The organism is Halomonas sp. SpR1 (assembly GCF_031010175.1).
GTDB lineage: Bacteria > Pseudomonadota > Gammaproteobacteria > Pseudomonadales > Halomonadaceae > Vreelandella.
This window is the reverse complement of record NZ_JAUAMB010000016.1, coordinates 22159-47258: the sequence shown is the minus strand read 5'-3', so window position 1 is coordinate 47258 and position 25100 is coordinate 22159. Positions and strand designations below refer to the sequence as shown.

20 protein-coding genes are annotated in these 25100 nt (G+C 54.8%); 12 read left to right on the top strand and 8 right to left on the bottom strand.

All coding sequences use genetic code 11. The features are described 5' to 3' along the window. Window positions 1–121 precede the first annotated feature (121 nt). The 7 genes from QT231_RS12865 (at window position 122) to pepQ (ending at window position 8324) form a co-directional block, all read left to right on the top strand. On the top strand, window positions 122–1702 hold the full coding sequence (locus tag QT231_RS12865; protein ID WP_308337255.1) for an ABC transporter substrate-binding protein: 1581 nt from the start codon (window positions 122–124) through the stop codon (window positions 1700–1702). 191 nt (window positions 1703–1893) lie between these two features. Continuing rightward, the gene (locus QT231_RS12860) at window positions 1894–2943 is read left to right on the top strand and encodes an ABC transporter permease (RefSeq protein ID WP_308337254.1); all 1050 of its coding nucleotides are present in this window, start codon (window positions 1894–1896) and stop codon (window positions 2941–2943) included. Next, window positions 2940–3896, top strand: coding sequence for an ABC transporter permease (locus QT231_RS12855; protein WP_308337253.1), 957 nt, complete (start codon window positions 2940–2942; stop codon window positions 3894–3896). Before QT231_RS12860 ends, QT231_RS12855 begins: the two co-directional genes overlap by 4 nt. A gap of 7 nt (window positions 3897–3903) precedes the next feature. After that, entirely contained in the window at window positions 3904–4920 is a 1017-nt protein-coding gene (locus QT231_RS12850; protein WP_009287009.1) for an ABC transporter ATP-binding protein, read from the top strand. Next, window positions 4917–5990, top strand: coding sequence for an oligopeptide/dipeptide ABC transporter ATP-binding protein (locus QT231_RS12845; protein ID WP_308337252.1), 1074 nt, complete (start codon window positions 4917–4919; stop codon window positions 5988–5990). Before QT231_RS12850 ends, QT231_RS12845 begins: the two co-directional genes overlap by 4 nt. Window positions 5991–6039: 49 nt before the next feature. Beyond that, the gene (locus tag QT231_RS12840) at window positions 6040–6951 is read left to right on the top strand and encodes a LysR family transcriptional regulator (RefSeq protein ID WP_308337251.1); all 912 of its coding nucleotides are present in this window, start codon (window positions 6040–6042) and stop codon (window positions 6949–6951) included. Window positions 6952–6995: 44 nt separating this feature from the next. Continuing rightward, window positions 6996–8324, top strand: a complete 1329-nt coding sequence (gene pepQ, locus QT231_RS12835) for a Xaa-Pro dipeptidase (protein ID WP_308337250.1) — start codon at window positions 6996–6998, stop codon at window positions 8322–8324. Between the two features lie 94 nt (window positions 8325–8418). Here pepQ and QT231_RS12830 read toward each other — a convergent pair whose 3' ends face one another. The 3 genes from QT231_RS12830 to QT231_RS12820 form a co-directional block, all read right to left on the bottom strand. Beyond that, window positions 8419–9015: an OmpW family outer membrane protein gene (locus QT231_RS12830; RefSeq protein WP_308337249.1), complete on the bottom strand. Its 597-nt coding sequence runs from the start codon at window positions 9013–9015 to the stop codon at window positions 8419–8421. 518 nt (window positions 9016–9533) lie between these two features. Next, window positions 9534–10610, bottom strand: coding sequence for a 2,3-butanediol dehydrogenase (locus QT231_RS12825; protein ID WP_308337248.1), 1077 nt, complete (start codon window positions 10608–10610; stop codon window positions 9534–9536). Window positions 10611–10625: 15 nt separating this feature from the next. Beyond that, on the bottom strand, window positions 10626–12446 hold the full coding sequence (locus QT231_RS12820; RefSeq protein WP_308337247.1) for an NAD(P)/FAD-dependent oxidoreductase: 1821 nt from the start codon (window positions 12444–12446) through the stop codon (window positions 10626–10628). 292 nt (window positions 12447–12738) lie between these two features. On the opposite strand from QT231_RS12820, the gene QT231_RS12815 reads away from it, so the two are divergent. From QT231_RS12815 to QT231_RS12805, 3 genes are all read left to right on the top strand, one after another. Next, complete coding sequence (locus tag QT231_RS12815; RefSeq protein ID WP_308337246.1) at window positions 12739–14721, top strand: sigma-54-dependent Fis family transcriptional regulator; 1983 nt, start codon at window positions 12739–12741, stop codon at window positions 14719–14721. 101 nt (window positions 14722–14822) lie between these two features. Next, the gene (locus QT231_RS12810; protein ID WP_308337245.1) at window positions 14823–15677 is read left to right on the top strand and encodes a MoxR family ATPase; all 855 of its coding nucleotides are present in this window, start codon (window positions 14823–14825) and stop codon (window positions 15675–15677) included. A 3-nt stretch (window positions 15678–15680) separates the two neighbouring features. Further along, window positions 15681–16862, top strand: a complete 1182-nt coding sequence (locus QT231_RS12805; protein WP_308337244.1) for a VWA domain-containing protein — start codon at window positions 15681–15683, stop codon at window positions 16860–16862. 19 nt (window positions 16863–16881) lie between these two features. Here the strand turns inward: QT231_RS12805 and QT231_RS12800 are convergent, their stop codons facing one another. Beyond that, a complete protein-coding gene (locus QT231_RS12800; RefSeq protein ID WP_308337243.1) occupies window positions 16882–17445 on the bottom strand; it encodes a hypothetical protein in 564 nt (187 codons plus the stop codon). 188 nt (window positions 17446–17633) lie between these two features. On the opposite strand from QT231_RS12800, the gene QT231_RS12795 reads away from it, so the two are divergent. Further along, on the top strand, window positions 17634–18023 hold the full coding sequence (locus QT231_RS12795) for a RidA family protein (RefSeq protein ID WP_308337242.1): 390 nt from the start codon (window positions 17634–17636) through the stop codon (window positions 18021–18023). A gap of 61 nt (window positions 18024–18084) precedes the next feature. Here the strand turns inward: QT231_RS12795 and QT231_RS12790 are convergent, their stop codons facing one another. The 3 genes from QT231_RS12790 to QT231_RS12780 all read right to left on the bottom strand — a co-directional run bounded on the left by QT231_RS12790 (window position 18085) and on the right by QT231_RS12780 (window position 22392). Continuing rightward, window positions 18085–20028, bottom strand: a complete 1944-nt coding sequence (locus QT231_RS12790; protein WP_308337241.1) for a tripartite tricarboxylate transporter permease — start codon at window positions 20026–20028, stop codon at window positions 18085–18087. Between the two features lie 81 nt (window positions 20029–20109). Continuing rightward, window positions 20110–21216 (bottom strand): tricarboxylate transporter, encoded by a 1107-nt coding sequence (locus tag QT231_RS12785; RefSeq protein ID WP_308337240.1) that lies wholly within the window; start codon window positions 21214–21216, stop codon window positions 20110–20112. 51 nt (window positions 21217–21267) lie between these two features. Beyond that, window positions 21268–22392: a 4-oxalomesaconate tautomerase gene (locus QT231_RS12780; protein WP_308337239.1), complete on the bottom strand. Its 1125-nt coding sequence runs from the start codon at window positions 22390–22392 to the stop codon at window positions 21268–21270. 148 nt (window positions 22393–22540) lie between these two features. On the opposite strand from QT231_RS12780, the gene QT231_RS12775 reads away from it, so the two are divergent. Then, window positions 22541–23446 carry a LysR family transcriptional regulator gene (locus QT231_RS12775; RefSeq protein WP_170938520.1) on the top strand — a complete coding sequence of 302 codons (906 nt, stop codon included), beginning with the start codon at window positions 22541–22543 and terminating at the stop codon, window positions 23444–23446. Here QT231_RS12775 and QT231_RS12770 read toward each other — a convergent pair. Beyond that, window positions 23439–24908 (bottom strand): cobyric acid synthase, encoded by a 1470-nt coding sequence (locus QT231_RS12770; protein ID WP_308337238.1) that lies wholly within the window; start codon window positions 24906–24908, stop codon window positions 23439–23441. The two genes, QT231_RS12775 and QT231_RS12770, sit on opposite strands and share 8 nt — an antisense overlap. Between the last annotated feature and the right edge of the window lie 192 nt (window positions 24909–25100).

The following is a 25100-nucleotide window of genomic DNA, read 5'->3' as shown; positions in this document are numbered from 1 at the left end:
TTGTAAACAGGTATACGAACTGACCGTGTCTGTTTTGCCGGTGCTTTCTGGCTGAAGGAGTGCTTCCAGCCTCGGAAATGGCGGCAAGACGAACAATAAACAATGACCTAAGGGAACGATAATGACGCTCAAGAAAACCTTACTGGCTTCCGTAATTGGTGCAGTGGTAGCGGGTACGACATTGCTGCCGATGACTGCAAGCGCTGAAACCCTGCGCATTGGCTACTCTGCTGACCCCGAAACACTTGATCTTCACGAGCAGCTTTCTGGCGGCGTACTGCGTTTTTCTCATATGGCATTTGACCCGCTGGTACGCTGGACAAAGGACTTTGAGTTTGAGCCGCGCTTAGCCACCGAGTGGGAGCAGGTTGACGAAACCACCATGCGCATGACCTTGCGCGAAGGCGTTACCTTCCACTCAGGTAACGAATTTACCGCCAAAGACGTGGTATGGACCATTGAGCGTCTAAAAGAGAGCCCTGACTACCGCGCTATTTTTGAGCCGGTTGCCAGCGCTGAAGCCGTTGACGACTACACCGTTGAGATTGTCACCACCGAACCTTACCCGCTGCTACTTAACCTGGCTACCTACATCTTCCCGATGGATAGCGAGTTCTATAGTGGTGAAACCGACGGCGGCAACGACAAAGCTGAGATCGTTAAAGCAGGCAACTCCTTTGCTTCGCGTAATGTTTCTGGCACTGGCCCCTTCATGGTCACTGACCGCCGCCAGGGTGTACGGGTAGATTTTGAACGCTTTGAAGATTACTGGGATACCGAAAGCAAAGGCAATGTGACCAGCATTGTTATGACCCCGATCGCTGAGAACGCCTCACGGGTTGCCGCCCTGCTCTCCGGCGGTGTCGACTTTATTGATGCCGTACCACCCAATGATCTGGATCGCGTACGCGAGGCCGATGGCGTTAATCTGGTAGAAGTAGACGGTACACGCATTATTGGCTTCCAAATGAACGAAGAGCGCGTTGAAGCCTTCCAGGATGCCCGTGTTCGCCAGGCGGTTGATTTGGCTATTAACCAGGAAGGCATCGCCGATCGCTTGATGCGTGGTTTCGCCATACCGGCGGGGCAGTTCTCACCCAAGGGCTACTCCGGTCACAACCCGGATTTAACACCGCGCTACGATATCGAGCGCGCCAAGGAGCTGATGGCCGAAGCGGGCTACGAAGAGGGCTTCAGCGTTGAAATGATCGCCCCCAATAACCGTTACGTGAACGATGCCCAGATTGCCCAAGCGGTCGCCAACATGCTGGCACAAATCAACATTGACGTTGACCTGCGCACCATGCCACTAGCGCAGTACTGGCCTGAGTACGATACCCGCCAATCCGATATGGCGATGATCGGCTGGCACGCGGATACCGAAGACACCGCTAACTTCTTCCAGTACCTCTCCTTCTGCATCGATGAAGAGACCGGCGCTGGCCAGTACAACTACGGCAGCTATTGCAACGAAGAGATCGACGCGCTGGTCACCGAAGCCGATAGCGAAACCGATTTGGAAAAACGCAACGAAATGCTGCGTGAAGCCGAAGCCATGCTTTACGAAGACGTCGGCTACATCACGCTGCACTGGCAGAATCTTGCCTACGCTGCCGCCGACGGCGTTGAGATTGAGCCAGTGGTGAATGCCCTGGATTTCCCCTACCTGGGTGACCTGGTGATCAACCGTAGTGACGACTAAGCATTAAACCAAACGAGTCACTGCAGCCTTAACTGCCTAATAGTTAACGGCAAGTGAGTTAACCGCAAGGATACTTCGCTCCCTGAATGTTAGGGGGCGAAGCCTTTTTTGTGACGGTTAGCGGTAGTGAACACTCCGTATAGCATGCCCCTACTCTTTTTGATGAACCCTTCACATAGGTGGCGTACGCCATGATTGCCTTTTTAATCAAGCGGCTGATGCACGCGATTTTGGTGATGTTTGTCATCAGCGTGCTGGCCTTCGCCATTCAGGACAACCTGGGTGACCCCGTACAGCAGATGGTCGGCCAGTCAGTGCCGGAAAGTGAGCGCGCAGAAATTCGCGAGCGTTTAGGCCTCAATGACCCCTTCCTGGTGCAGTACGCCCGTTTTGCTAAAAACGCCGTTCAAGGTGATTTTGGCTACTCGTACTTCTACCGCGAACCAGCGTTAGAAGTGATTGCTCGCCACTTACCCGCCACTCTGGAGCTGGTATTTGCGGCAACGCTGATTATTGTGCTGTTTTCAGTCCCCATAGGGGTGTATAGCGCCATTAAACCGCGCTCGCCAATTTCACGCTTGTTTATGGGCGTGTCGATCATCGGCATTTCGATCCCGGTGTTTTTGACCGCCATTGTGCTTATTCAGATTTTCGCCATTGGCGTTACCGTCACACTGTTCCCCGAGAGCACTGGCTGGGGCGCTTGGCTAAATGACTTCTTCTCGACGGAAGGCAATATGCCCTCCTTCGGCCGGGGCTACGACCTCGTCAACGTGGTGGGCAACTGGGACACCAACCTGGCCACCTGGAACGGTTTACAGCACTTGGTGCTACCGGCGGTCTCTCTGGCGTCCATTATGCTACCGCTGTTTATCCGCCTGATTCGTGCCGAAATGATGGAAGTCCTGCAGTCGGAGTACGTGAAGTACGCCCGCGCCAAAGGGATCTCCATGCGCCGGGTCTATTTCGTCCATGCCCTTAAGAACACCATGCTGCCGGTGATTACCGTAGGGGGCGTACAGATCGGCACCATGGTGGCTTACACCATCTTGACCGAAACCGTTTTCCAATGGCCCGGCATGGGGCTGATGTTCCTGGACGCGATCAACCGCGCCGATATTCCACTGATTGTGACCTACCTGATGATTGTCGGCGTGATTTTTGTTGTCACCAACACCATCGTGGATCTCATCTACGGCATGGTTAACCCCACCGTTAAACTGACTGGGAAGCCCGCATGAGTATGACACCTAATTCCTCCCCAGCGAGCGCTCCACCCAGCCGCTGGGCACGCCTACGCGACTCTTATATGTGGTATAGCTTTAAACGTGACCGCACAGCCCAGCTCTGCTTGGCCGTGTTTATTTGCATGGTCATCGCCGCTTTTGCCTCACCGTTTTTGGCTCCTACGAACCCTTACGACCTCGCGCAGATCGACATTATGTCATCTGAGCTGCCGCCCTTCTGGATCGACGGCGCCGATGAGCGTTACACCCTGGGCACCGACGCCCAAGGGCGTGATCTGTGGTCAATCGTGCTGTATGGCACCCGTGTTTCGCTGCTAATCGGTTTCGGCGCAGTCATTTTGCAGGCGTTGTTAGGGGTTACCTTCGGCCTCATGGCAGGCTACCTGGGCGGACGCGTTGACTCTATCTTGATGCGCCTGGCGGATATTCAGCTGTCATTTTCGACGCTAATGGTCGCCATCGTAGTGGGCGCCCTGGTCAAAGCGACCATGGGTAGCGCCTTCTACAGCCAGTACGCGGTGATGATGCTGATCCTGATTATCGGCCTTGCGGAATGGCCACAGTATGCGCGTACCGTTCGCGCCTCGGTGCTGGCAGAGAAAAACAAAGAGTACGTAGATGCCGCCCGGGTGATGGGGCTACGCAGCAAACGGATCATGTTCCGCCACGTGCTGCCTAACACCATGTCGCCGATCTTTGTTATCTCCACCGTGCAGATTGCCAACGCGATTATCTCAGAAGCGGCGCTATCGTTTTTGGGACTGGGTATGCCAGAGACGCACCCGTCGCTGGGCTCACTGATCAAATCAGGCTTTGACTATATTCAGTCGGGCTCCTGGTGGATCACCTTGATCCCAGGTGCCGTGTTGGTGGTGCTGGTGCTGTCGATCAATCTACTCGGCGATTGGCTACGTGATGTCATGAACCCACGACTCTACAAAGGCTGAGGACACCATGGCACTACTTGAAGTCAACAACCTCGATGTCCGTTTTGCGCTGCGCCAGGGCGAAGTTCACGCCCTACGTGATATTTGCTTTAGCCTTGAGCGTGGTGAGCGCCTGGGGATTGTCGGTGAGTCCGGCGCGGGCAAATCCGTCGCTGCGTTCTCGCTACTCAACCTGATTGCCAAACCGGGCTTTATCGCCGGCGGCACGGTGACCTTTGACGGTCAGGTGCTTAACCGCATGTCTGAACGCGGTCTGCGAAAAGTGCGCGGCAATCGCGTTTCAATGATTTTCCAAGACCCGATGATGACGCTCAACCCAGTGCTCTCCATTGGCGAACAGATGGTCGAGTGCTTAAAAGCGCACCGACGCATCTCTTCCAAAGAGGCTCGCGCCATTGCCCTGGACAAACTCCAGCAGGTGCAAATCCCCTCGCCGGAAACACGCTTGGATCAGTACCCCCACGAGCTTTCCGGTGGTATGCGCCAACGGATCATTATCGCCATTGCGCTGCTGCTCGACCCGGACATAATTATCGCCGACGAGCCTACCACGGCACTCGACGTAACGATCCAGGCCGAAATCATGGCGCTGCTACTAGATCTTTGCGAGCAGCATAACGTGGGACTGATTTTGATCACCCACGATCTAGGCGTGGTCAGCCAGGTCACCCAACGGATGCTGGTCATGTACGCTGGTCGGGTGATCGAGCAAGGGCCAACCCGGGAGATTATTAACGACCCGCAGCACCCTTACACCCAGGGGTTAATCAACGCCCTGCCACAGATGGCAACGCCCGGCGAGAAGCTCAATCAGATTCGTGGCAGCATGCCGTCTCTCTCTAACCTGCCGAGCGGCTGCGCGTTTCATCCTCGCTGCGATTTTATCAATCGTGCCGATGGTCAGCCCCGCCCCGCCTGCACCCAGCAGGTGCCAGAATTTGTCGAATCCGGCAATTGCCGTGTGGCGTGTCATATGGTGGCTGAAATGCTCGAAGACCGCCGTTTGAAGGAGGAAACCTCATGAGTGCGCACGCTGAGGCCATAACGGACAGCCCTAATCCTACTCCCCGTCAAAACGAAGAGAGCGCTGATTCGCTGCTGCAGATTCGCGACTTGAAAAAGCGCTTCTCGCTCTCCGGGGATTTCCTTGATCAGCTGCGCTTCAAGGGCGGCAAGCTGGTGCGTCACCAGGAGCACGTTCACGCTATTAACGGCGTCAACCTGGATATCAAACGCGGCGAAGCGCTATGTGTCGTTGGCGAATCGGGGTGCGGCAAGTCCACCGTGGCGCGCACCGTCATGGGGCTGCTTACCCCATCAGAAGGAGAGATCCGCTACGACGGCAAGCGCATCGACAATTTAAGCTCGCGCCAATTGCTGCCCTATCGCAAGCGCATGCAGATGATTTTCCAGAATCCTTATGCGTCGCTCAACCCACGCATGACCATTCAACAAACCCTGGAAGAGCCACTGCGCCTGCACCACCCTGATTGGAAACGCGCGCAGGTTCTTGACAAGGTTGAAGAGGTGATGCGCTCAGTGGGTATCGACCCGGACTGGGGTAAGCGCTTTGGCCACGAATTTTCCGGCGGTCAGCGTCAGCGTATCGCCATTGCCCGCGCTTTGGCCGTCGACCCGGAATTTATCGTTGCCGATGAGCCTATTTCAGCGCTGGACGTCTCGATTCAAGCCCAGGTGCTCAACCTGCTGATGGAAGCCCAGCAAGAGCGTAACCTGACCTATCTGTTCATTACCCACGACTTGGCAGTGGTGGAACATTTTGGCACCCGGGTGGCGGTGATGTACTTAGGCACGGTGTGCGAAATTGCCACCACGGCCACGCTGTTTGAAAAACCGCGCCACCCCTATACCCAGGCGCTGCTCTCGGCGATTCCGCGTTTGAAGGATGACCGCCCTCAGCATATTCGTCTTACAGGCGAAGTGCCGACCCCGGTTAATCTACCCAGCGGATGCGTTTTCCATGGACGCTGCCCCCATGCCAATGCGCGCTGTAAGCAAGAGATCCCCATGCTGCAAACCCAGGATGACGGAACCCGAGTGGCGTGCCACGCTGTTGAGGAGGGGCGCCTATGAAACGGGCGTCATATTTGATACAGCGAAACCAGGCGCTGAGAGGAAGAGCATGGAAATTCGCTGGCTAGAAGATTTTATCGCCCTGGCCAGAACGCGGCACTTCTCACGCGCCGCAGATGATCAAAACGTTACGCAACCCACCTTCTCCCGGCGGATTAAACTGCTCGAGGAGGAGATGGGCGTGACGCTAATTAATCGTCAAACGCTGCCGCTTTCGCTCACCCCGGCCGGGGAGGAGTTTTTGACCCTGTGTGAGCAGGTCACCGAGCGCGTGCGTCTGACCCGCGACCGTGTACGCGAAATTAATGCTGGCCAGCAGCGCCGTATCATGGTGGCAGCACCCCAGAGCCTGTTGCCACACTTTTTACCAGAATGGTTGACGGCAACAGGTTGGCAAGATCGCGTGCAGCCCTATTTGCGGGCGACCGGCTGGGTGGCCAATGACTACTTTCAAGCCTTAGCCCGGGCCGAGTGTGACCTGGCTATCTGTTACTGGCCGATTGGGCGCTGCGACCTGGATATCGACACCAGTGCCTGCAACTATCGAGTGATTGGTCATGAGCGACTCATTCCAGTGACGGGGTTAACCCCAGAGGGGGAACCCCGTGCGTTGCTGCCTGGGTCGCGCCACCAGCCACTGCCCTGGCTGGCCTATCCAAAACGCGGTTTGTTGGGGTCTGCGGTTAAAGCACATTTAGCCAGGCTTCCTCAAACAACGTATTTAACCGCACAAAGTGAAAACCTCTACGCGGCGGGCATTAAGGAACTGGTAGTGCTTGGCTACGGGATGAGTTGGCTGCCTGAACGTAATGTCGCTGCTGAGCTTACTCAAGGCTCACTGGTAAGAGCAGGCGATAGTCGCTGGGATGTGCCTATGGAGCTACGGCTATACCGTCATCAAAATCATCGCCACGCGGAGCTGGATAGCCTGTGGAGCGAACTTGCGCCGCCACGTATATGAATGCGTATTTGCGAAAGCTTACTTAAGAGAGGCCACAGCTTTGTATGTCAACCACCCTATTTAACCTACAGCATGATCATATAGCGCACCTACAGCGTGCTTATTCAGACATTTTGACTGACCACGGGTTCGATAGCCTGGCAATTTACAGCGGTCATGCCAGTGAGCACTTTGCGGATGACCACACGCCCCCTTTTCAGGCTTACGGGCACTTTATGCACTGGGTGGGTTTAGCCGATGTGCAGCATAGCTGGTTGATTATTCAGCCGGGAGAGCGCCCACAGCTCTATCTGTATGCGCCCGCCGACTTTTGGCACTTGCCCACTCAGCTACCCGATGAGCCCTGGGTAGAGGCGTTCGATGTTCACCTTTCTAGTAACACAATCGATAGTAACGAAACCGGCAGTGACAAAATCTCCCTGCCGCTTTCGGGGAATGCCGCCGTTATTGGCGATATCGAGCGTCTTCCCACCTGCACACTTCAGCCACTAAAAGCCGAGCGACACCCTGAGCGGCTAGTACATGCCCTTGACGAATTACGGCTGTTTAAGACGCCCTATGAGGTTGCCTGTCTCCGTGAAGCCAACCGCTTAGCAATAGCGGGTCATCAGGCCTCCCAGGCAGCCTTTATTGGCGCCGCCGGTGAGCTGGATATTCAGCTGGCCTACTTAGCTGCCAGTCGTCAGCGCGAGTCAAACGTGCCCTATCAGAATATCATCGGTCTAAATGAGCATGCAGGCGTTCTGCATTATCAACACTACGACCTTCAGCCGCCTAAACAGCGCTACAGCCTGCTAGTCGATGCGGGCCGCCGCTTTCGCGGCTACTGCGCTGATATTACCCGCACTTATGCAGGCCCCGATGCCCCTGTAGCGTTTGGCGAGCTGGTCACCGCTATGCAGGCTTTAAAGAAAGAACTGGTTAGCAGCGTTGCGCCTGGGGTTAGCTTTGTAACACTGCACGAGCAGATGCATCAGCAGCTAGGCGAAATATTGGTGGCTAACGATCTATTTAAAGGTACCGCCGAACAAGCGGTTGCGGAAGGCGTTACGCGGGCGTTCTGCCCTCATGGGCTGGGTCACTCGCTGGGCCTTCAAGTGCATGATGTGGCCGGGTTACGCCATCCGGATGGCACTCCCGCCCCGGCGCCAGAACAGCACCCAGCGCTGCGGCTTACGCGCACGCTGCGCCCAGGTATGGTAGTGACCATTGAACCCGGGCTGTACTTTATCAACATGCTGCTCGCCCCGCTGCGCAATACTGACCTACCCATTAACTGGCAGCTCGTCGATCAGCTTGCGCCATGTGGCGGTATTCGTATTGAAGATAATGTGGCAGTGACAGAAAGTGGTTTTACGAACCTAACGCCCTAGGGTCTCTATCTAAAAGCCCTCTTTCCAAGCGCTAGAATAAACAACGCCCAGCACATGGCTGGGCGTTGATTTAAAACTAGCTGACAAACAAAATTTAGAAGCGGTAAGTGATACCACCGCCCACAGTGACCGGCTCGATATCAACCTTGCCACCCACGTTGATATCAGCGTTCACGTCAGCGTAGCTTGCGTAGCCGTTGAGCATAACATTGTCAGTCACGGCTAGATCTACACCCACTTGGCCGATGGCACCATAGCTCTCATCAACGTTTACACCGCTAGGCTCGCCAGAGAAGCGTGTGTAATTAAGGCCAGCACCCACGTAAGGCTGAACTTTGGAATCCAAACCACCCATTGGGTAGTAGTTAACTAATAGGTTAACAGGCAGACGATCTACGCTACCCACATCGCCTAAAGCAGATGTATTCAGATCGTGCTCGAACTTCTCAGAGCTGTTGAGCTCAACGCCGACCTTATCGGTAAACAGGTAACCAGCACCGAAGGTAAAGCCGCGAGCGCTCTGCACGTTCAGTGAATCACCATTCAGATTACCATTACCTGAACCCGTATCCGTTTGGGCAACGCCGCCACGAACAAATACGTCACCAGCGTTATAAGCCAATGCTGCCTGGCTTGCCAGAGCAAAGCTAGCGGTGATAACAGCGGCAGAAATCAGTTTCATATTACTCATCAGGGTCATCCTCTATGCAGTGCGCAGTTCCATGCGCTTGGGATTGCGGTACTTGCTATCCTACTTTCCTGTACAGAGTGTAGTATACGAACACTGTTTCCAAATGTCTTGTGAAATATTGTTATAAGAAAGTGCGCCCTGATAGTTTTTCTATTTTATAAAATGCGTACATGAAATTCGGGCATAAAAAAAGTCCCCCGAAGGGGACCCAGGTGGAGCACGCCAGCTCACTCGGTTTACCGCTACCAGGTGGTAGCGATGTAGGTGAAGAAGGGAGAGAAGCAAGCTATCTAAGCCGTTGTTTCTCTATTCACTCACCCTTTGCCATATATATTGCGATCCGCGTGCCACTTTTATAAAAATATATATAAAACAAATATTTAATAAAATACAGTTTGATTTTTATTGACCTCTCCCGCACTGCAGCAAATAAACTGCACCAGCATCGCGCAATTTGCCGCCTTTTTGCATCACAAAGCATCATGTGGGTTCCTAGCGCCTAGAAATCATCAAAGTCACTAGGGTGTCACGATGATCTTCACTTGGGCCTTATCGTTTAACAGCGCCTCAAAGCCCTCCTCCACAATGTCTGCCAATGGAATGCGCTGGGTGACCATGTCTTCGGCGCGGAAATAGCCCCGTTGCATTAGCGCCATTACCGCTGGATACACATGGCGATAGGCGATAATGCCCTTCATGGTGCGCTCTTTGATGACCAGGTCGTTAGGCTGAAAGCTGGCCTCCCCTTCCCAAATACTGACCACCACCACTTCACCACCTTCGTGGGTGCTATGCAGCGCCTGATTCAGCACCACGGGAATGCCGGTCACTTCAAACGCCACGTCTACGCCGCCACCGCTCAATGATTGAATTTTTGCCACCGCATCCTCCTGCTGCGGGTCAACCGCAATGGCGCCTAACGCTTCGGCTTTAGCTTTTCGTGACGGCGCCACCTCAATGGCATAAATTTGCGCTGCCCCGGCCGCTTTAAGGGCTTCAATGGTCATCAAGCCGATGGGCCCTGCGCCGAATACCGCCGCACTATCCCCGGCTTTCAGGCAGCTTTGGCGCACCGCATGCAGCGCTACCGCCGCGGGCTCTACCAGAGCCCCTTGCTCGTAGCTAAGCTCATCAGGCAGCTTATGCACCATATGTTCACCCATCACGGTGAACTCCGAGAAGCCGCCGCCACCGCCCGACAGGCCGTGAAAGCCAAGCATGGGCGTCAGGTTATAGCACTCCATTTGGTAGGCGCCGTCTTTATTGGGCGAGAGAATCGGTTCAATGGCGACGCGGTCACCCACTTTTACTCGCGTTACCTTATCGCCGACCTCGACCACTTCCCCGGCAAATTCGTGGCCCATAATGATCGGCGCCTGCTCGCCGCTGATCGGGTGGGGCTTACCGACCGGAATAAAAATTGGCCCGGCGGCGTACTCGTGCAGATCACTACCGCAGATGCCACAGGCGGCGACTTTTACCTTCACCTCATGGGGGTCGTTGATAATGGGCACCGGCATTTGCTCGACGCGAAGATCTTTTGCCGAGTACCACACCGCGGCCTGCATCGTTTGCTGACTGGTGGACTGACTCATGGGTTACCCTTCCTGTTAAGACGTGTGGTGAACCGGCTGCAGACCATAGACAGGTGTTTCCAGCCCCTCCATCCGTGCTTTCAACTGCAGCGCCAAATAGTGCGAGTAGTGCCGCGACTGGTGCAGGTTACCGCCGTGGAACCACAGCGCCTCCTGCTGGGTGGGTTTCCACATATTGCGCAGCTCGCCCTCCCATGGGCCGGGGTCTTTGGTGGTGTCGGAGCCTAAGCCCCAGCATTTGCCCACTTTATCCGCCACCTCTTGGGAGATAAGCCGCGCCGCCCAGCCGTTCATGGAGCCATAGCCGGTGGCATAAACGATTAAGTCTGCTTCTAGCTCGCTGCCATCGGTGAGTGTGATGGAGTGGGGATTGATCCGCTCAATGCCTACGCCGCTGCGCAGTTTGATATCGCCATTGGCGACCAGATCGCAGGCGCCCACATCGATGTAGTAACCCGAGCCCCGGCGCAGATACTTCAAAAACAGTCCAGAATCATCGTCACCAAAATCGAGCAGAAAGCCCGCGTCTTCGAGTTTTTGATAGAACTCGGCGTCGCGCTGCTTGATCGCCTCAAAGGCCGGGCGTTGAAAGTCTGGCAACACCTTGTAAGGTATCGAGGCAAAAATCAGGTCAGCTTTTTCGGTGGTCACCCCACCGGCAACGGCTTCTTCCGAATATAGCGGCCCGAGCACTTCCTCCATCAACGAATCCGACTTAACGATATGGGTGGATGAACGCTGCAGCATGGTCACATCGGCATCGTGCTCCCATAGCGCGGCGGCAATATCGTGGGCGGAATTATTGGAGCCCACAATGACGCATTTTTTGCCTTTATAGGCATCTGGCCCTGGGTGCTGGCTGGAGTGCTGCTGCTCCCCTGCAAAGCTTTCTGCACCGGCAAATGTCGGTACATTGGGCATCCCCGACATTCCAGTCGCCATGACTAGCTGCTTGGGTCGCAAGGTGATCTCTTCGCCGTTGCGCTTCACGTTCACCACCCACTCGCCTGCGGCTTCGTCGAAGTGTGCATTCTGACACTCAGTGGAACTCCAATAATTGAGCTCCATCACCTTTGTGTACATTTCCAGCCAATCACCCAGCTTGTCTTTGGGCGCAAACACCGGCCAGTGTTCGGGGAAAGGAATATAGGGTAGGTGGTCGTACCAGACCGGATCGTGCAGACAGAGCGACTTATAACGCTTGCGCCAGGAATCCCCCGCACGCTCGTTGCGCTCGATAATAATGGTCGGCACGCCCATCTGCTTTAGCCGCGCGCCCAAACCAATACCGCCCTGGCCGCCACCAATCACTACGCAGTAGGGCTGCTGCGTGTAACCAAGCTCTGCCTCTTCACGCTCTCGCGCTTCAAGCCAGGTTTCACGCAGCTTATTGGCACCGTGCTCAGCGCCTTTGGGGCGGTGGTGATTACGCGGTTCAGGGAAGTCGTGTAGGGACTGCATCGTGGTTAGCAGCGTCCAGCATTTGCCGTCTTTTAGACGCAGATAGCCTTTGCCACTGGCGACCGCTGTCTCAAAGGTAAACCACGACTCAATAACATCGCCATTTTGGGTCGCTTCGCCTTCTAGCTGCCAGTTTGAAGGGCGCGCGTTCTCCAAAGTGGCATTAAGCATGGCTTGAATAGCATCCTTGCCCTCGCAGGTCTTTAAATTCCAAGTGAAGGTAAGGAAGTCGCGCCAGTAGCACTCTTCATTAAACAGCGCGAGCACACCCTGAATGTCCTGGGCTTGCAGCGCCTGATCAAAATTACTCAACCAGCCTTGAACAGTGGCCGTGGCGGTTTGCTGGGTTTGTGCTTGAGTATGTGTCTCTGACATAGCGGGTACTCCATGAGCGGTTGTTATTGTTGAACTGCTTGTTAGACACACAACCCTAAGCACCCGCTATGCCAATCACTTCAAATAAATCACAACATTTTGAAAAATATAAATAAAATCCAAAAAAGCCGTTAGCAATTGGGCGTTGCACAGAGCGTACACCTGTCACACCGTTTACACTCAGCCGTTACAGGTGTAACCCACGACTAACGGCGTAATGGCGCGTCGTTGACAGCCACGCCAGAGCGCATAGGCTGGAAGGACAATAACAAGCCCCAGGGTGAACAACGCCATGCCCACTCAGCCGCCTTTACCTGCACGGCTGCAATCTGTGCAGCGCCAGCATATCGAGCATGTTTTCCAGCTCGGCGAAGGCTTGGACGTACCGCAGCTACCGGCTCAAGCGACCATCCGGCGCTCCTGGCTGCGCTGCCTAAACGAATATCAGCTAGACCCCACCCGACCTCGCCCTACCCGCGTCGTCCCCCAGCAGACCCTGATTGAGCACCGGGAATCTGTCGATGAACTTTTGCACGTGGCACGCGCTGGGGTTGACCAGCTCTATCAACAAATCGCTCAGCTAGGCTATGTGCTGCTACTCACCGACCATCGCGGTATAACCGTTGAGTTTCGCGGCGACCCCAACCAAGACCAGCAGCTACGCAAAGCGGGCCTCTATCTGGGTGCCGATTGGGACGAACGCTTTGCGGGCACCTGTGCGGTGGGCACCTGCCTGCATGATCGCCAAGCGATTATCTGCCACCGTCAGGAGCACTTCGACGCCTCGCATATTTCGCTCACCTGCACCGCCGCACCCATCGCCGATCCCCAGGGCAATGTGATGGCCGTGCTGGATATCTCTGCACTGCAATCACCTACTCAACATGAGAGCCAAAACTTCAGCCTCTCGCTGGTAACGCTCTACGCCCGCATGATTGAGGATGCCTACTTTCTGCAGCGCTACCGCGACTGCCTGATGGTGCGCCTGGACACTTCACGTGAGTTTGTACATGTGAACGGGCGTGGTTTAATCGCCATTGAAGAAAACGGGCAGGTGATTGCCGCCAACGCCGTCGGCCGTGACTTGATTGCCGAGCACCAGCGCCGCTGGCCACCCTGGTCACCCCATCACACCCCTATGTTAGGGGAGCTATTCGAGTGCGAGATCGCCGATGTCCTTAGCATCAACAGCGCCACTGACGAACAACTGCGCGCTTTTCGTGCCAGAGTCGACAACACCATTTACTTTATAAGCCTGCTGGAACCGCGCCGCCCCCGGCCTGCTCAGCAAGCACAATCGCTGCCCTCCAGCCTGCCGGGGGCACTGGCACGATTGGGCGCTGACGACCCCGCCATGCGCAAAGTCCAGAAGCTGGCCGAACGGCTGCGCAACGAAGCCAGCGTTAATGTACTGATCAGCGGTGAAACCGGCACCGGCAAAGAGGTTGTCGCCCGAGCTCTGCATGACAGCGGTAACCGCTCCAAGGGCCCCTTTATCGCGGTGAACTGCGCCGCCATCCCCGAAGCGCTGATTGAGAGCGAGCTTTTTGGTTACGAACCAGGTGCTTTTACCGGTGGTCGTTCCAAAGGTATGCGGGGGCTCATCCCTCAGGCCCATGGCGGTACACTGTTCTTAGATGAAATCGGCGATATGCCCTTGGCCCTACAAACCCGCTTGCTGCGCGTGCTGGCAGAGCGGGAAGTCATGCCGCTGGGTGCCAATACGCCCGTGAAAGTCGATATACGGGTGATTACCGCCACCCACCGCAATATCGATGCGATGATCGAGCAGGGCGAGTTTCGCGAAGATCTCTACTACCGCCTTAACGGAGCCCAACTCCGCCTGCCCGCGCTGCGCGAACGCGCCGATAAGCTCTACGTGATTCGTCAGGTGTTTAACGACGTGGTCAACGAACGCGGCGGTAGTCATTCCCCTCGCCTGCGCGCTGATGCCATTAGCGCCCTGCTCGCCTACGCCTGGCCCGGCAATATCCGGCAGCTAAAAAATGCGTTGGCCTTTGCCCTGGCCACCTCGGAAAGCGACGAAATCACCGTTCATGATCTACCCGAACAGTGCCTAAGCCAACGCATTACCCGGCAGGCGCCTTCCCTGCCTGCAGGCACTGGTAGCGACACCGATCACACACTGCTGGAAATGCTTAAGGAGCACTACTGGAACATAAGCGCCGTGGCTCGTGCGTTGGGGGTTTCGCGGCCCACGGTCTACCGGCAAATGCAGCGCCAAGGCATCGTGCCGCCAAATTGGCAGGGATGACCATAGAGAAGGCTGTTGGCCTTGGCGGCGCCCCTCACGTACACTTGTTTGAATCCGTTTATCCTTTTATAACCCCGCTTTCGACAAGCCGAGGCTCTCTCATGGCGTTTGATTCCACTTCTTCCTATATCGCAACTGACGCGCTTAAGCAGGCGGTGAACGCCGCCGTGGTGCTTGAGCGGCCGCTATTGATCAAAGGCGAGCCGGGCACCGGCAAGACCCTATTGGCCGAAGAGTTGGCTGAATCTCTCGATACTCAGTTAATTACTTGGCATATCAAATCCAGCACCAAGGCGGCCCAGGGTTTATACGAGTACGATGCGGTCAGCCGCCTGCGTGACTCGCAGCTGGGTGTGGAAGGCGTGGAGAACGTCGCCAACTACATCAAGCCTGGCAAGCTGTGGGAAGCTTTCACCGCTAATGAGCGGGTGGTACTGCTGATTGATGAGATCGACAAAGCCGATATCGAATTTCCCAACGACCTGCTCCAGGAGCTGGATCGGATGGAGTTTCACGTTTACGAGACCGGTGAAACCATCCGCGCCGAGCAGCGCCCGATTATCATCATCACCTCGAACAACGAAAAAGAGCTGCCGGATGCATTTTTGCGCCGCTGCTTTTTCCACTACATCGAATTCCCCGACCGGGAGACCATGCAGGCGATTGTCGATGTGCACTTTCCAGATATCGCTCCCCGGCTTGTCAGCGAAGCCTTAGAGGTATTTTTCGAGCTGCGTAAAGCGCCGGGCCTTAAGAAAAAACCATCAACGTCTGAACTGGTCGATTGGCTCAAGCTACTGATGGCTGACGATATTGCTCAAGAAGCCCTCTACAACCGCGACCCGGCCAAAGCATTGCCACCGATGGCGGGTGCACTGGTTAAAAACGAGCAGGATACCCAACTGCTGGAACGCCTGGCGTTTATGATCCGCCGCCAGAAAGGCACAGGCCGCTAAGTCATGTTTATCGGCCTGTTTGAGACATTAAAACGCGCGGGCGTGCCGGTCTCGCTGCGGGAGCTGCTGGATCTTCATGCGGTGGTGGAGCGCGGCGTGGTGTTCGCCGATATGGAAGCTTTCTATCAAGTGGCCCGCACGGTGATGGTCAAAGATGAGCGCCACTTCGACCGCTTTGACCGTGCCTTCGCCGCCTGGTTTAAAGGCCTTGAGGACATGGACGCCGCCATTGAGGCGCTCATCCCTGACGACTGGCTACGCCGTGAGTTCGAGAAGCAGCTAACGGAGGAAGAGAAAGCCAAAATCGAATCCCTTGGCGGCCTTGAAGAACTGATCGAGACGTTCAAAAAACGCCTGGAAGAGCAGAAAGAGCGCCACGCGGGCGGCAATAAATGGATTGGTACCGGCGGCACCAGCCCCTTCGGTGCCTACGGCTACAACCCGGAAGGTATTCGCATCGATCAGGACGGTTCGCGCCACCGTCGCGCCACCAAGGTGTGGGACGAGCGGCGTTTTCGGGACTACGACGACTCGCTGGAGCTGGGCACGCGTAATATCAAAATGGCGCTGCGCCGCCTGCGCAAGTTTGCCCGCCAGGGGGCACTCGATGAGTTCGACGTGGATAGCACCATTCGCGAAACCGCCAAGGACGCCGGGCTTCTCAACGTTCAGATGCGCCCAGAGCGTCATAACGCGGTGAAGGTGCTGCTATTTTTGGATGTGGGCGGCTCAATGGATGACCATATTCGCATCTGTGAAGAACTGTTTTCGGCGGCCCGCTCCGAGTTCAAGCACCTGGAGCACTACTACTTTCACAACTGCCTGTACGAAGGCGTTTGGCGTAACAATATGCGCCGCGGCAGTGAGCGTATCCCGACCATGGATGTTTTGCATACCTACGGCGCGGATTACCAAGTAGTGATTGTTGGCGACGCAGCGATGTCCCCTTACGAAGTCACCCACCCCGGCGGCAGCGTAGAGCACTTTAACGACGAACCCGGAGGCCTTTGGCTTAAGCGTTTATGCGAAACGTTTCCGCGCTTGGCATGGCTAAACCCCATGCCGCCACGAGCATGGGAGTACACCTACTCGACAACGCTAATCCGCGAGATCATTGAAGACCGCATGTACCCCATGACCATGGAAGGACTGGAAACCGCCATGCGCGAGCTAGCGAAGAAGTAGGCATGATAAAAGCAGCCGTTTAAAGCGTCTGCGGAAAATCGTTTAAGCCTTGCAAAAAGGCCTGTTTAGCCTCTTCAAATGCTTTCGGGTCGTGTTTGAAACGACGCAGGATCAACGCTTCGTCTAAGCCCAAAGTAGGCGCCAGTTCACTGACGCTTTTGGCAGGGTGGCGTGCGCCTAAGCCGATGCGCTTTCCATCTGCTCCGCCAAACCAACGCTTGATACCGCTTTGCTGATAGAACGCCTCTTGTTCGGCAGTATCAACGTCAACGCGCAGCGGCGCCTTCAAGGTAAGCTCGCTGATCAAACGCTGCTGGGCATTTGCTTGGTCAAGCGCGCAGGCGTGAGTCACCGTCATGCCCTCGCCCTCTTCGTCCAGCACTAGCAGCGCCAGTGCTTGAGGTTTACCCTGGCCGTCAACGGCAGCAAACAGACGCGCTGCTTCTTGAGGGAATAACACGCTACAGGTGCCGGTAAACACGACCAGCGGCGTTAGGCCCGCCTGTTGTCCGTAAACCTCCGCGCATAATCGCGCCAGACAGGCGTTGCGCTGGGCCTCTGCGTTAACGTGTACGACCTTCATTTGCATCATCCTTACCAACTAAAAAGCCGCAAGCCTAGAGCAATCATCGCCGTTTTGACAGCGGATTATACCCAGCACCACGTCCATTCATTTTTGCTGATACTGAACACTACGGCTAGTAACCTGTCTTAACTATTAGCCTGTCTTAAGTAGCTGTAAACGTGAACCGTGATTTAGAAGGAGCTAACATGCCCACTTTTATGAATGACCCTACCATGCCCACACCGAGCTTCCCCGGCAGTCACATGGTATTGGACGACCATTATGTGTTTATTTCGGGGCTGACCGTTTCTGACCTTTCTAACGGCCACGCCGCACGGGGTGACGTTAAAGAAGAGACGCGCCTCATAATGCGCGTGCTATCGCGCATGCTTGAAATGGAGGGTGGCAGCCTCGCAGATATCGTGCGAGTGGACATCCACCTCACTGATCTAAACGCTATTCAAGACATGGATAGTGTTTACGCCGAGTACTTTGAGCCTGGCCACTACCCTGCCCGCACCTGCACCGAATCTCCCCATATCTGCGGCGGCAGCAGTATTGAAATCACTGTGATGGCTAAGCGTCCAAATCATTAATTTCTTTAAACACAAAAAGCCAATTTAATGGCTTTTTGTGTTTGTTTAGAAGCAATCAATCTTATAACCCAGCCAACATTCCTGTGGGATAGGTAAGCGTTAACAGATTCGCCATCCCCATTAAGAAGAGTGTCACTCCAGCCGCTAAACCCACGGCAACCACGGGCTTCATACGCGCCACCACTAGTAAAAATCCAAGGCAAAATACCGCGGCGGCAAATAGGAAACCGAGCACCATAACGCTTGCGATCAAGGCGAAGAAACCGACTACCCAGAGCAACTGCTGGTTTAATGTCTGAATTTGCCACTTCATCGGCTTGATGACCGTTCTGATAATTTCCAGTACGCACGCCGCCACGATAATGACAATCGCAAGCCTCGGCATGATGCCCCCTAGCATGGAAAGGTCAGCAAACGCCCACCACATATATCCAGCCACAGCTAACAGGCTGCCCAGCAATGCCACATCGATCATACCTAGCGACAGCGGAGCCACTTCTTCCTGAAGCGCATGATTAGCGAGCCCCTCAGTTTGTCGACGTTTTTGCAGGTAGCTGCGTAGAGGGGGAAGCACCAGTGATGCCGCAATCAGTGCACCAATGATCAGTACCCCAGGCCGCATAAAGGCTTCTGCACCTTGAAACTGAGCTGCTTGATAGAAGTATGCTTCTGCACCGGGCGCTAACACAAAGCCAATCAAAAAGGCGGGGCGAGACCAGTTTGCCTGCTTAAACAGCACGCCAATCGCGCCAATAATGCCGAGTGCAAATAGATCACCCAGCGAACGTGTAGCTTGATAGGCGGCGAAGAGGATCAAGATGGTGATCAGCGGCGCTAAAATGACGAATGGCACCCGAGTTAAGCTGGCCACGGGCCTAGCTAATCCCAAACAAAGAGCAGCGCCTAAAATATTAGCCAGCGCTAATGACCAAATAATGGTGTACGTCAGATCGAGGTTCGTCTCTAACATACTGACACCGGGCTGAAGGCCAAGCAGAAGCAAACCACCTAAGAACACCGCCGCCGTGCCCGAACCGGGAATACCAAACAGTAAAGTGGGCACCATCGCCCCACAGGCACAGGCGTTGTTAGCAGACTCTGGCGCAATAACGCCGCGAATATCGCCTTTACCAAACTGCGATTTATCTTTGGCGCTCTGCACCGCGTGGCCGTAGGTGAGCCAATCCACCACCGAGCCCGCCAAGCCAGGAATCGTGCCCATTAAGCTGCCAATCCCCGCGCAGCGGGCCACTAACCCAGGCCGCTTGGCAACATCCTTTACACCCTCTTTCCAACCTTTACCTAGTTGGCAGGGCTGCTCTGCAATCGCACCCCGCTTTACCAATAAATCAATAATTTCAGGCAGTGCGAAAATACCTAAACCGACCACTACTAACGGCAACCCGTCATAGAGGTAGTCAATGTCAAACGGCAGCCGGAACTCTCCAGTGGCCGGAGCCATGCCGATGGTGCCTACTAGGAGCCCAACACCGCAAGCAGCAATTCCTTTAAAAACATCCTTTCCAGAAAGCACCGCCACCATGGACAGCCCTAGCAGCGTTAACATAAACAGCTCTGACGAAGAAAATGACAGAACAACTGGCCGGGCGATGAGAATAAAGGCCGTGAGCACCACCGCACCGATCAGGCCGCCAATCATTGACGACAGAAATGCACTAGAAAGCGCTCGCGCAGCCTGCCCTTTCTTAGCCAGCGCAAAGCCATCCACCACAGTGGCCTGGGAAGCACTAGAGCCAGGGATCCCAAGCAGTACAGAGGCAAACGTATCGCCAGTGGGGATCACCGCCACTAACCCCATCAGCATACCCAGGGCGACAGAAGGCTCCATGCCATAGAGGAAAGGCAACAGAAGCGACATACCGGCGATACCGCCAAGCCCAGGAATGATGCCCACAATCAGCCCAATAAGGACACCGATAACCATGTACAGCATATGGGGAACAGTAAACAACTGCCCCAAACTGGAGAATAAGACATCTAACATTATCATGGCTCTTATGTTGTTTAATGTAAGGGAGCCCAAAAGCACTGTTTCAACAGTGCTTTTTTAGTGTTCACTGGCGTGTTAAATACGGGCACCGTGCTGTTCTAGCAGCCACTCGACCAGCCACTGACGCGTGTCATCATCAAGCGACATGGCATCCTGCAGATGCTGTTCAACGACTTCTCCCACCACTGGCGTGTAGGGGCCAAGCTGCGCCATGGCCGCGGTTTTGAAGTCTTCCTTATCCACAAAACGACGCGCCGCATCGCGATACTCCTGAATCAGCGCTTCTGGGGCATCGCTAGGCAATAAGATCAATTTTTGCAACGTGAACCCTGAGGCAAAGAATTTGCGATACGCCTCGGCGGCGGGGCCGCTGGGCGCTTCGCCATGCAGGGTTTCGTAAACTTCACTGAACGTTGGCAAGTCAGGGAAGGCGGGATCACGAACGACTTCGCCGCTGTCATTGAGCACACCAAGAGAAAACAGCGGCACCGCTCGGCCGCTCTCTACCAGGGGTTCCACGCTGCTGAAATAGGCAGAGGTGGTTTGGAAATCGATATCGGCCTCGCCGCGCTCAAAGGCTAACCGCCCTTCTCCACGGCTTCGCATGCCTGAAACGGCCTGCACATCAGCACCCAACAAATCAAGCGCAATCAACACCGGCAGTTCCAGACCTGTATGGCTTTGCACGGCAAATTTAACGCGCTGGTTGGTCACCGCGTTCAGCGCCTCCTCTGCGCTATCGCCTAGGCTAGGCTGGGCATACACCACGCCGCCGGTGGGGGTCGCTAAAATCGGTGTCCAATCGTCGTAGCTATAACGTACACGCCGGTCTTGCAGCATGGCGGGGTACTGGGTGGAAGCAGAGGTGCCTATCCATTGGCTGCCATCCGAGGCAGCCCGCATAGCGAACAGGTTACTGCCATTAATGGAGCCACCGCCGGGCACGTTATCGATCACTAGCGTTGGGTTACTTTGAATATGGTCACTCATCCAGGTAGAGAAGAAGCGTGCCCACACATCGGTTCCACCGCCTACACCAAATGGAATAGTCCAGTGGATAGTGTCGGGCACGTTCACATCGTTAGCTTGGGAATTCACGCTGATAGCGCCCAGCGTGGAACAAGCAACGACAAGTAGCGCTTTCTTGAATGTGTTAAGCGGTGTGTGCTTCGAGGTAGTCATGGCGATACTCCTGTTATTGATTATTGTCAGTTGTAATAGTCGTAGCGTGATTCAATCAACGGTTTCGATGGCGTGATGCCCCACTTCCTTTGAAGGGCTCGCGTAGAAAATTTGTCCGCTCATAATTTTGCGAGCCGTTCGGATAAGTGATACGCGCGCCAGGTCAAACGCATTTTGTTGGCGATACTCGGCCGTTAGCTCAATAGAACCAGAAGGATGCTCTAACACAATCTGTGATAGCAGCTGCCCAGCAGAAAGCTTCTGAGTGCTCATGGCCATTTGATTGGCCACCGAGCCGGGCACGTTAATCGCCGCCGCCACCGCCATCGCCCCTGTTACGGCGATCGCTTTATGGCAGCGATGAGGCACAAAATAGCGAACATTCAGCGTGTGCGATGCCGCTTCAGCCGCTGAAATCAGCACGACCTTGGGCAGAACGCTCTCACTAACATCGCCCATTCCCATCCGCAGCCCCGCTTCACGTCGCAGGGTTTCTAAGCGGGTTAACAAGGCCGCGTTATTATCCAGCTCAGCAGGCGATTCATAGCCGGTTAATCCGACCGACTCAGCGTGCAGCAGCATAATCGGGGTAGCCGCATCAATACAGCTCACCTCAAATCCTGCTATCTCATCACATGCGTTTCCCGTGGGTAACAGCTGGCCCGTTTTACTGCCCATGATGTCTAAAAAGCTAAGCTGGATACCCGCAGCACTTCCCGGAACGCCGCTAATGGTGACACTACCTTCGTACTGCACCTGCTTCCCCGGTGTAGGAACATGGCATTCGATAAGCCGCTGGGTGTTTAAGTTATGGACTTTCACCACGGTAGTACCGTCTCGCGGTTCTACCAGCCCCGTCTCTATGGCATATGGCCCTACGGCAGAGAGCATATTGCCGCAGTTAGGGTTAAAGTCGACACGCTTATTCACTACATCCACTTGAGCAAACAGATAGTCAACATCGGCGTCAGGGTGCGATGAGCGCTCTACAATAGCCACTTTACTGGTGAGCGGGTCGCCGCCCCCGATACCATCGATCTGTAGTGCATGCCCTGAGCCCATCAAGCTAAGCAGGATGTCGGCCTGCTGCGCTTGGTCACTGGGCAGATCTTTCATTCGAATAAAGGGGCCTCGAGAGGTGCCGCCTCGCATAATGACACAAGGAATGCTGTTCATATCGTTCCGCCATAGTTCGCGATGACTGTATGCACGGAGAATGTCAGCCAATCTTTAATGTCTCAAATGCAAATATAGATTGCTATAAATCCATTTTTTGCATTAATGTGTTTTGGTTATTAATCCACTTTTTTTGCGCAACAATCCCATGCTGCATAGACTCGAATTTCTTGACCTTCATGCGTTCATTTTAGTTGCTGAGTTAGGCACCTTTCATGAGGCGGCTCAGCGCTTGCATTTGTCGCAACCGGCCCTCACTCGCCGTATCCAAAAGCTGGAAGAACTCCTTGAAGTTGAACTACTTGAGAGAACTACAAGGCGCACCCGATTGACGCCTATTGGGGCCGATTTTCTGCCCCGTGCTAGACGCATGTTAGAGGAGTATGAGTCCTCGATTTTGGGAATTCGGGAGTTAGTCACGCATCAAAAAGGCACCGTGACGATTGCCTGCTTGCCAACAGCGGCATTCTACTTTTTGCCTAGTGTCATTCGCGTGTTTAGCGAGGCTTGGCCGGGTATTCGTATCCGAATTCTGGATGTCAGTGCTAACGAGGGGCTGGAAAAAGTTATTAATGGCGAGGCAGACTTCGGTATCAACATGATCAGCGCGCAAAGTTCTGAGGTGCGCTTTACCCCGCTGCTGCGAGACCCCTTTGTATTGGCACTACGCTCGGATCATCCGCTCGCCAGCAAAAAGCAGATTGAGTGGAGCGATCTAGAAGATGTACGACTCATCACCGTGAGCCGCGATAGTGGAAATCGCACTTTGTTAGATAATGCGCTTTCTGCTGAGGGTATTCACTTAAACAGTTTTTACGAGGTTCAGCACTTGTCGACCTCTTTGGGTTTAGTGGAGTCAGGCTTAGGGGTGGCTATTTTGCCGCGTATGACCATGCCTGGGCCAGATCACGACACACTGTGCTCTAGAGATCTGCCTGAGCCACGCATTCAGCGTTCCATTGGTCTTGTGCGCAGCAATACACACAGCCTCTCCAGTACCGCACAGTTATTTATTGATTTATTGCTTGAGCACTGGGTCAAAGAATCTATTTAACGGCTTTCATCACGGCAGCTTCAATCAGAGCAATAACCGCTTCAATATCAACATTCGCTTCCAGCATATCGGCTAGACGATCAAGCTCACGCTCCCGGTGAGCTTGATAATCGAGATGCACTGCATTCTGAAGCCCGAGACGGCTAAGCAGGGCTCGGCACGCTTGCGTATGATCAAATAAACCATGCAGATAAGTCCCCATTATTTGCCCGTCGTCGCTAACGGCACCTTCATTGCGCCCGTCGACTTCAAACAGCGGGGATTCAAGGGCCTGCCCTTCGCTTACGCCGTTATGAATTTCATACCCGGTAACGGCTGCCCCTTCGGCTATTGTCACGCCGCGAACGTTGCGCAAATGCTTGCCAGCGACCATGCGCGTGGTGAGATTCAATAAACCCAATCCGGCTACTTTGCCAGGTTTACCCTCCAAACCTTCAGGATCATCCACCCACTCGCCCAACATTTGAAATCCACCGCAAATACCCAACACCTTGCCGCCATAACGGAGGTGGCGCTGAATGGCGTTATCCCAGCCCTGTCGCTTTAACCACTCCAGGTCACTGGCGGTACTTTTACTACCCGGCAGAATGATCACATCGGCAGCGGGTATCGGTTGGTCAGGCCCCACAAAGGTCAGCGATACCTGCGGGTGCAGACGCAGCGGGTCAAAATCGGTGTGATTACTGATACGCGGCAACGCTGGCACAATCACGTTGAGCGTCTGACCAGCCTTTTCCGCCTGCGTGAGGCCAATGCTGTCTTCGGCATCAAGCACCAGCCCTTGGAGATAAGGCAGCGTGCCCAGCACCGGTTTTCCAGTGCGTTCCTCCAGCCACTCAAGCCCAGGCTTGAGCAGCGCCATATCGCCCCGAAAGCGGTTGATAATAAAGCCCTTGGTGCGCGCCTGCTCACTCTCGCTCAATAGCGCCAGCGTCCCCACGAGCTGAGCGAATACCCCACCGCGATCAATATCACCGACGAGTAATACCGGGCAGTCCGTCGCTTCGGCAAAGCCCATATTGGCAATATCGCCTTTGCGTAGATTGATTTCAGCGGGGCTGCCCGCGCCTTCGGCAATAATCACCTCAAAACGGCTTTCCAACGCTTGCCAAGCCGCCATCACGCTCTCTTTCGCGGTGCGTTTATAGGCGTGGTAATCCAGCGCATCCATATGTCCATGCACCTTACCGCGCAAAATCACCTGGGCGCCGCGATCCGTTTCCGGCTTTAGCAGTACCGGATTCATATCGCTGTGGGGGGCTAAATAGCAGGCCTGCGCCTGCAAGGCCGTAGAGCGGCCAATTTCACCGCCATCCTCGGTCACGGCACTATTCAAGGCCATATTCTGGGGTTTAAATGGCGCCACTGATATGCCACGCCTTGCCAACGCACGGCAGAGCGCGGCCACCACGGTACTTTTACCCGCATCCGAGGTGGTGCCCTGAATCATCAGTGTGGCCATAAGGAGGTCTCGTCCAGGTGAACAAAAGCGAGACTTTAGCGGCCACTAGAAATCAGCGCAATGTGGACAAGTAAAACAGGCCCCTTTTCATAGCACTCGTTTTCATGATGGTTAACCGCCTTGTCATCATAATCACTTTAAAAATACATATTCCCGCCACTTAGCCGTCACATCCCCACTCTAGGCTGATAC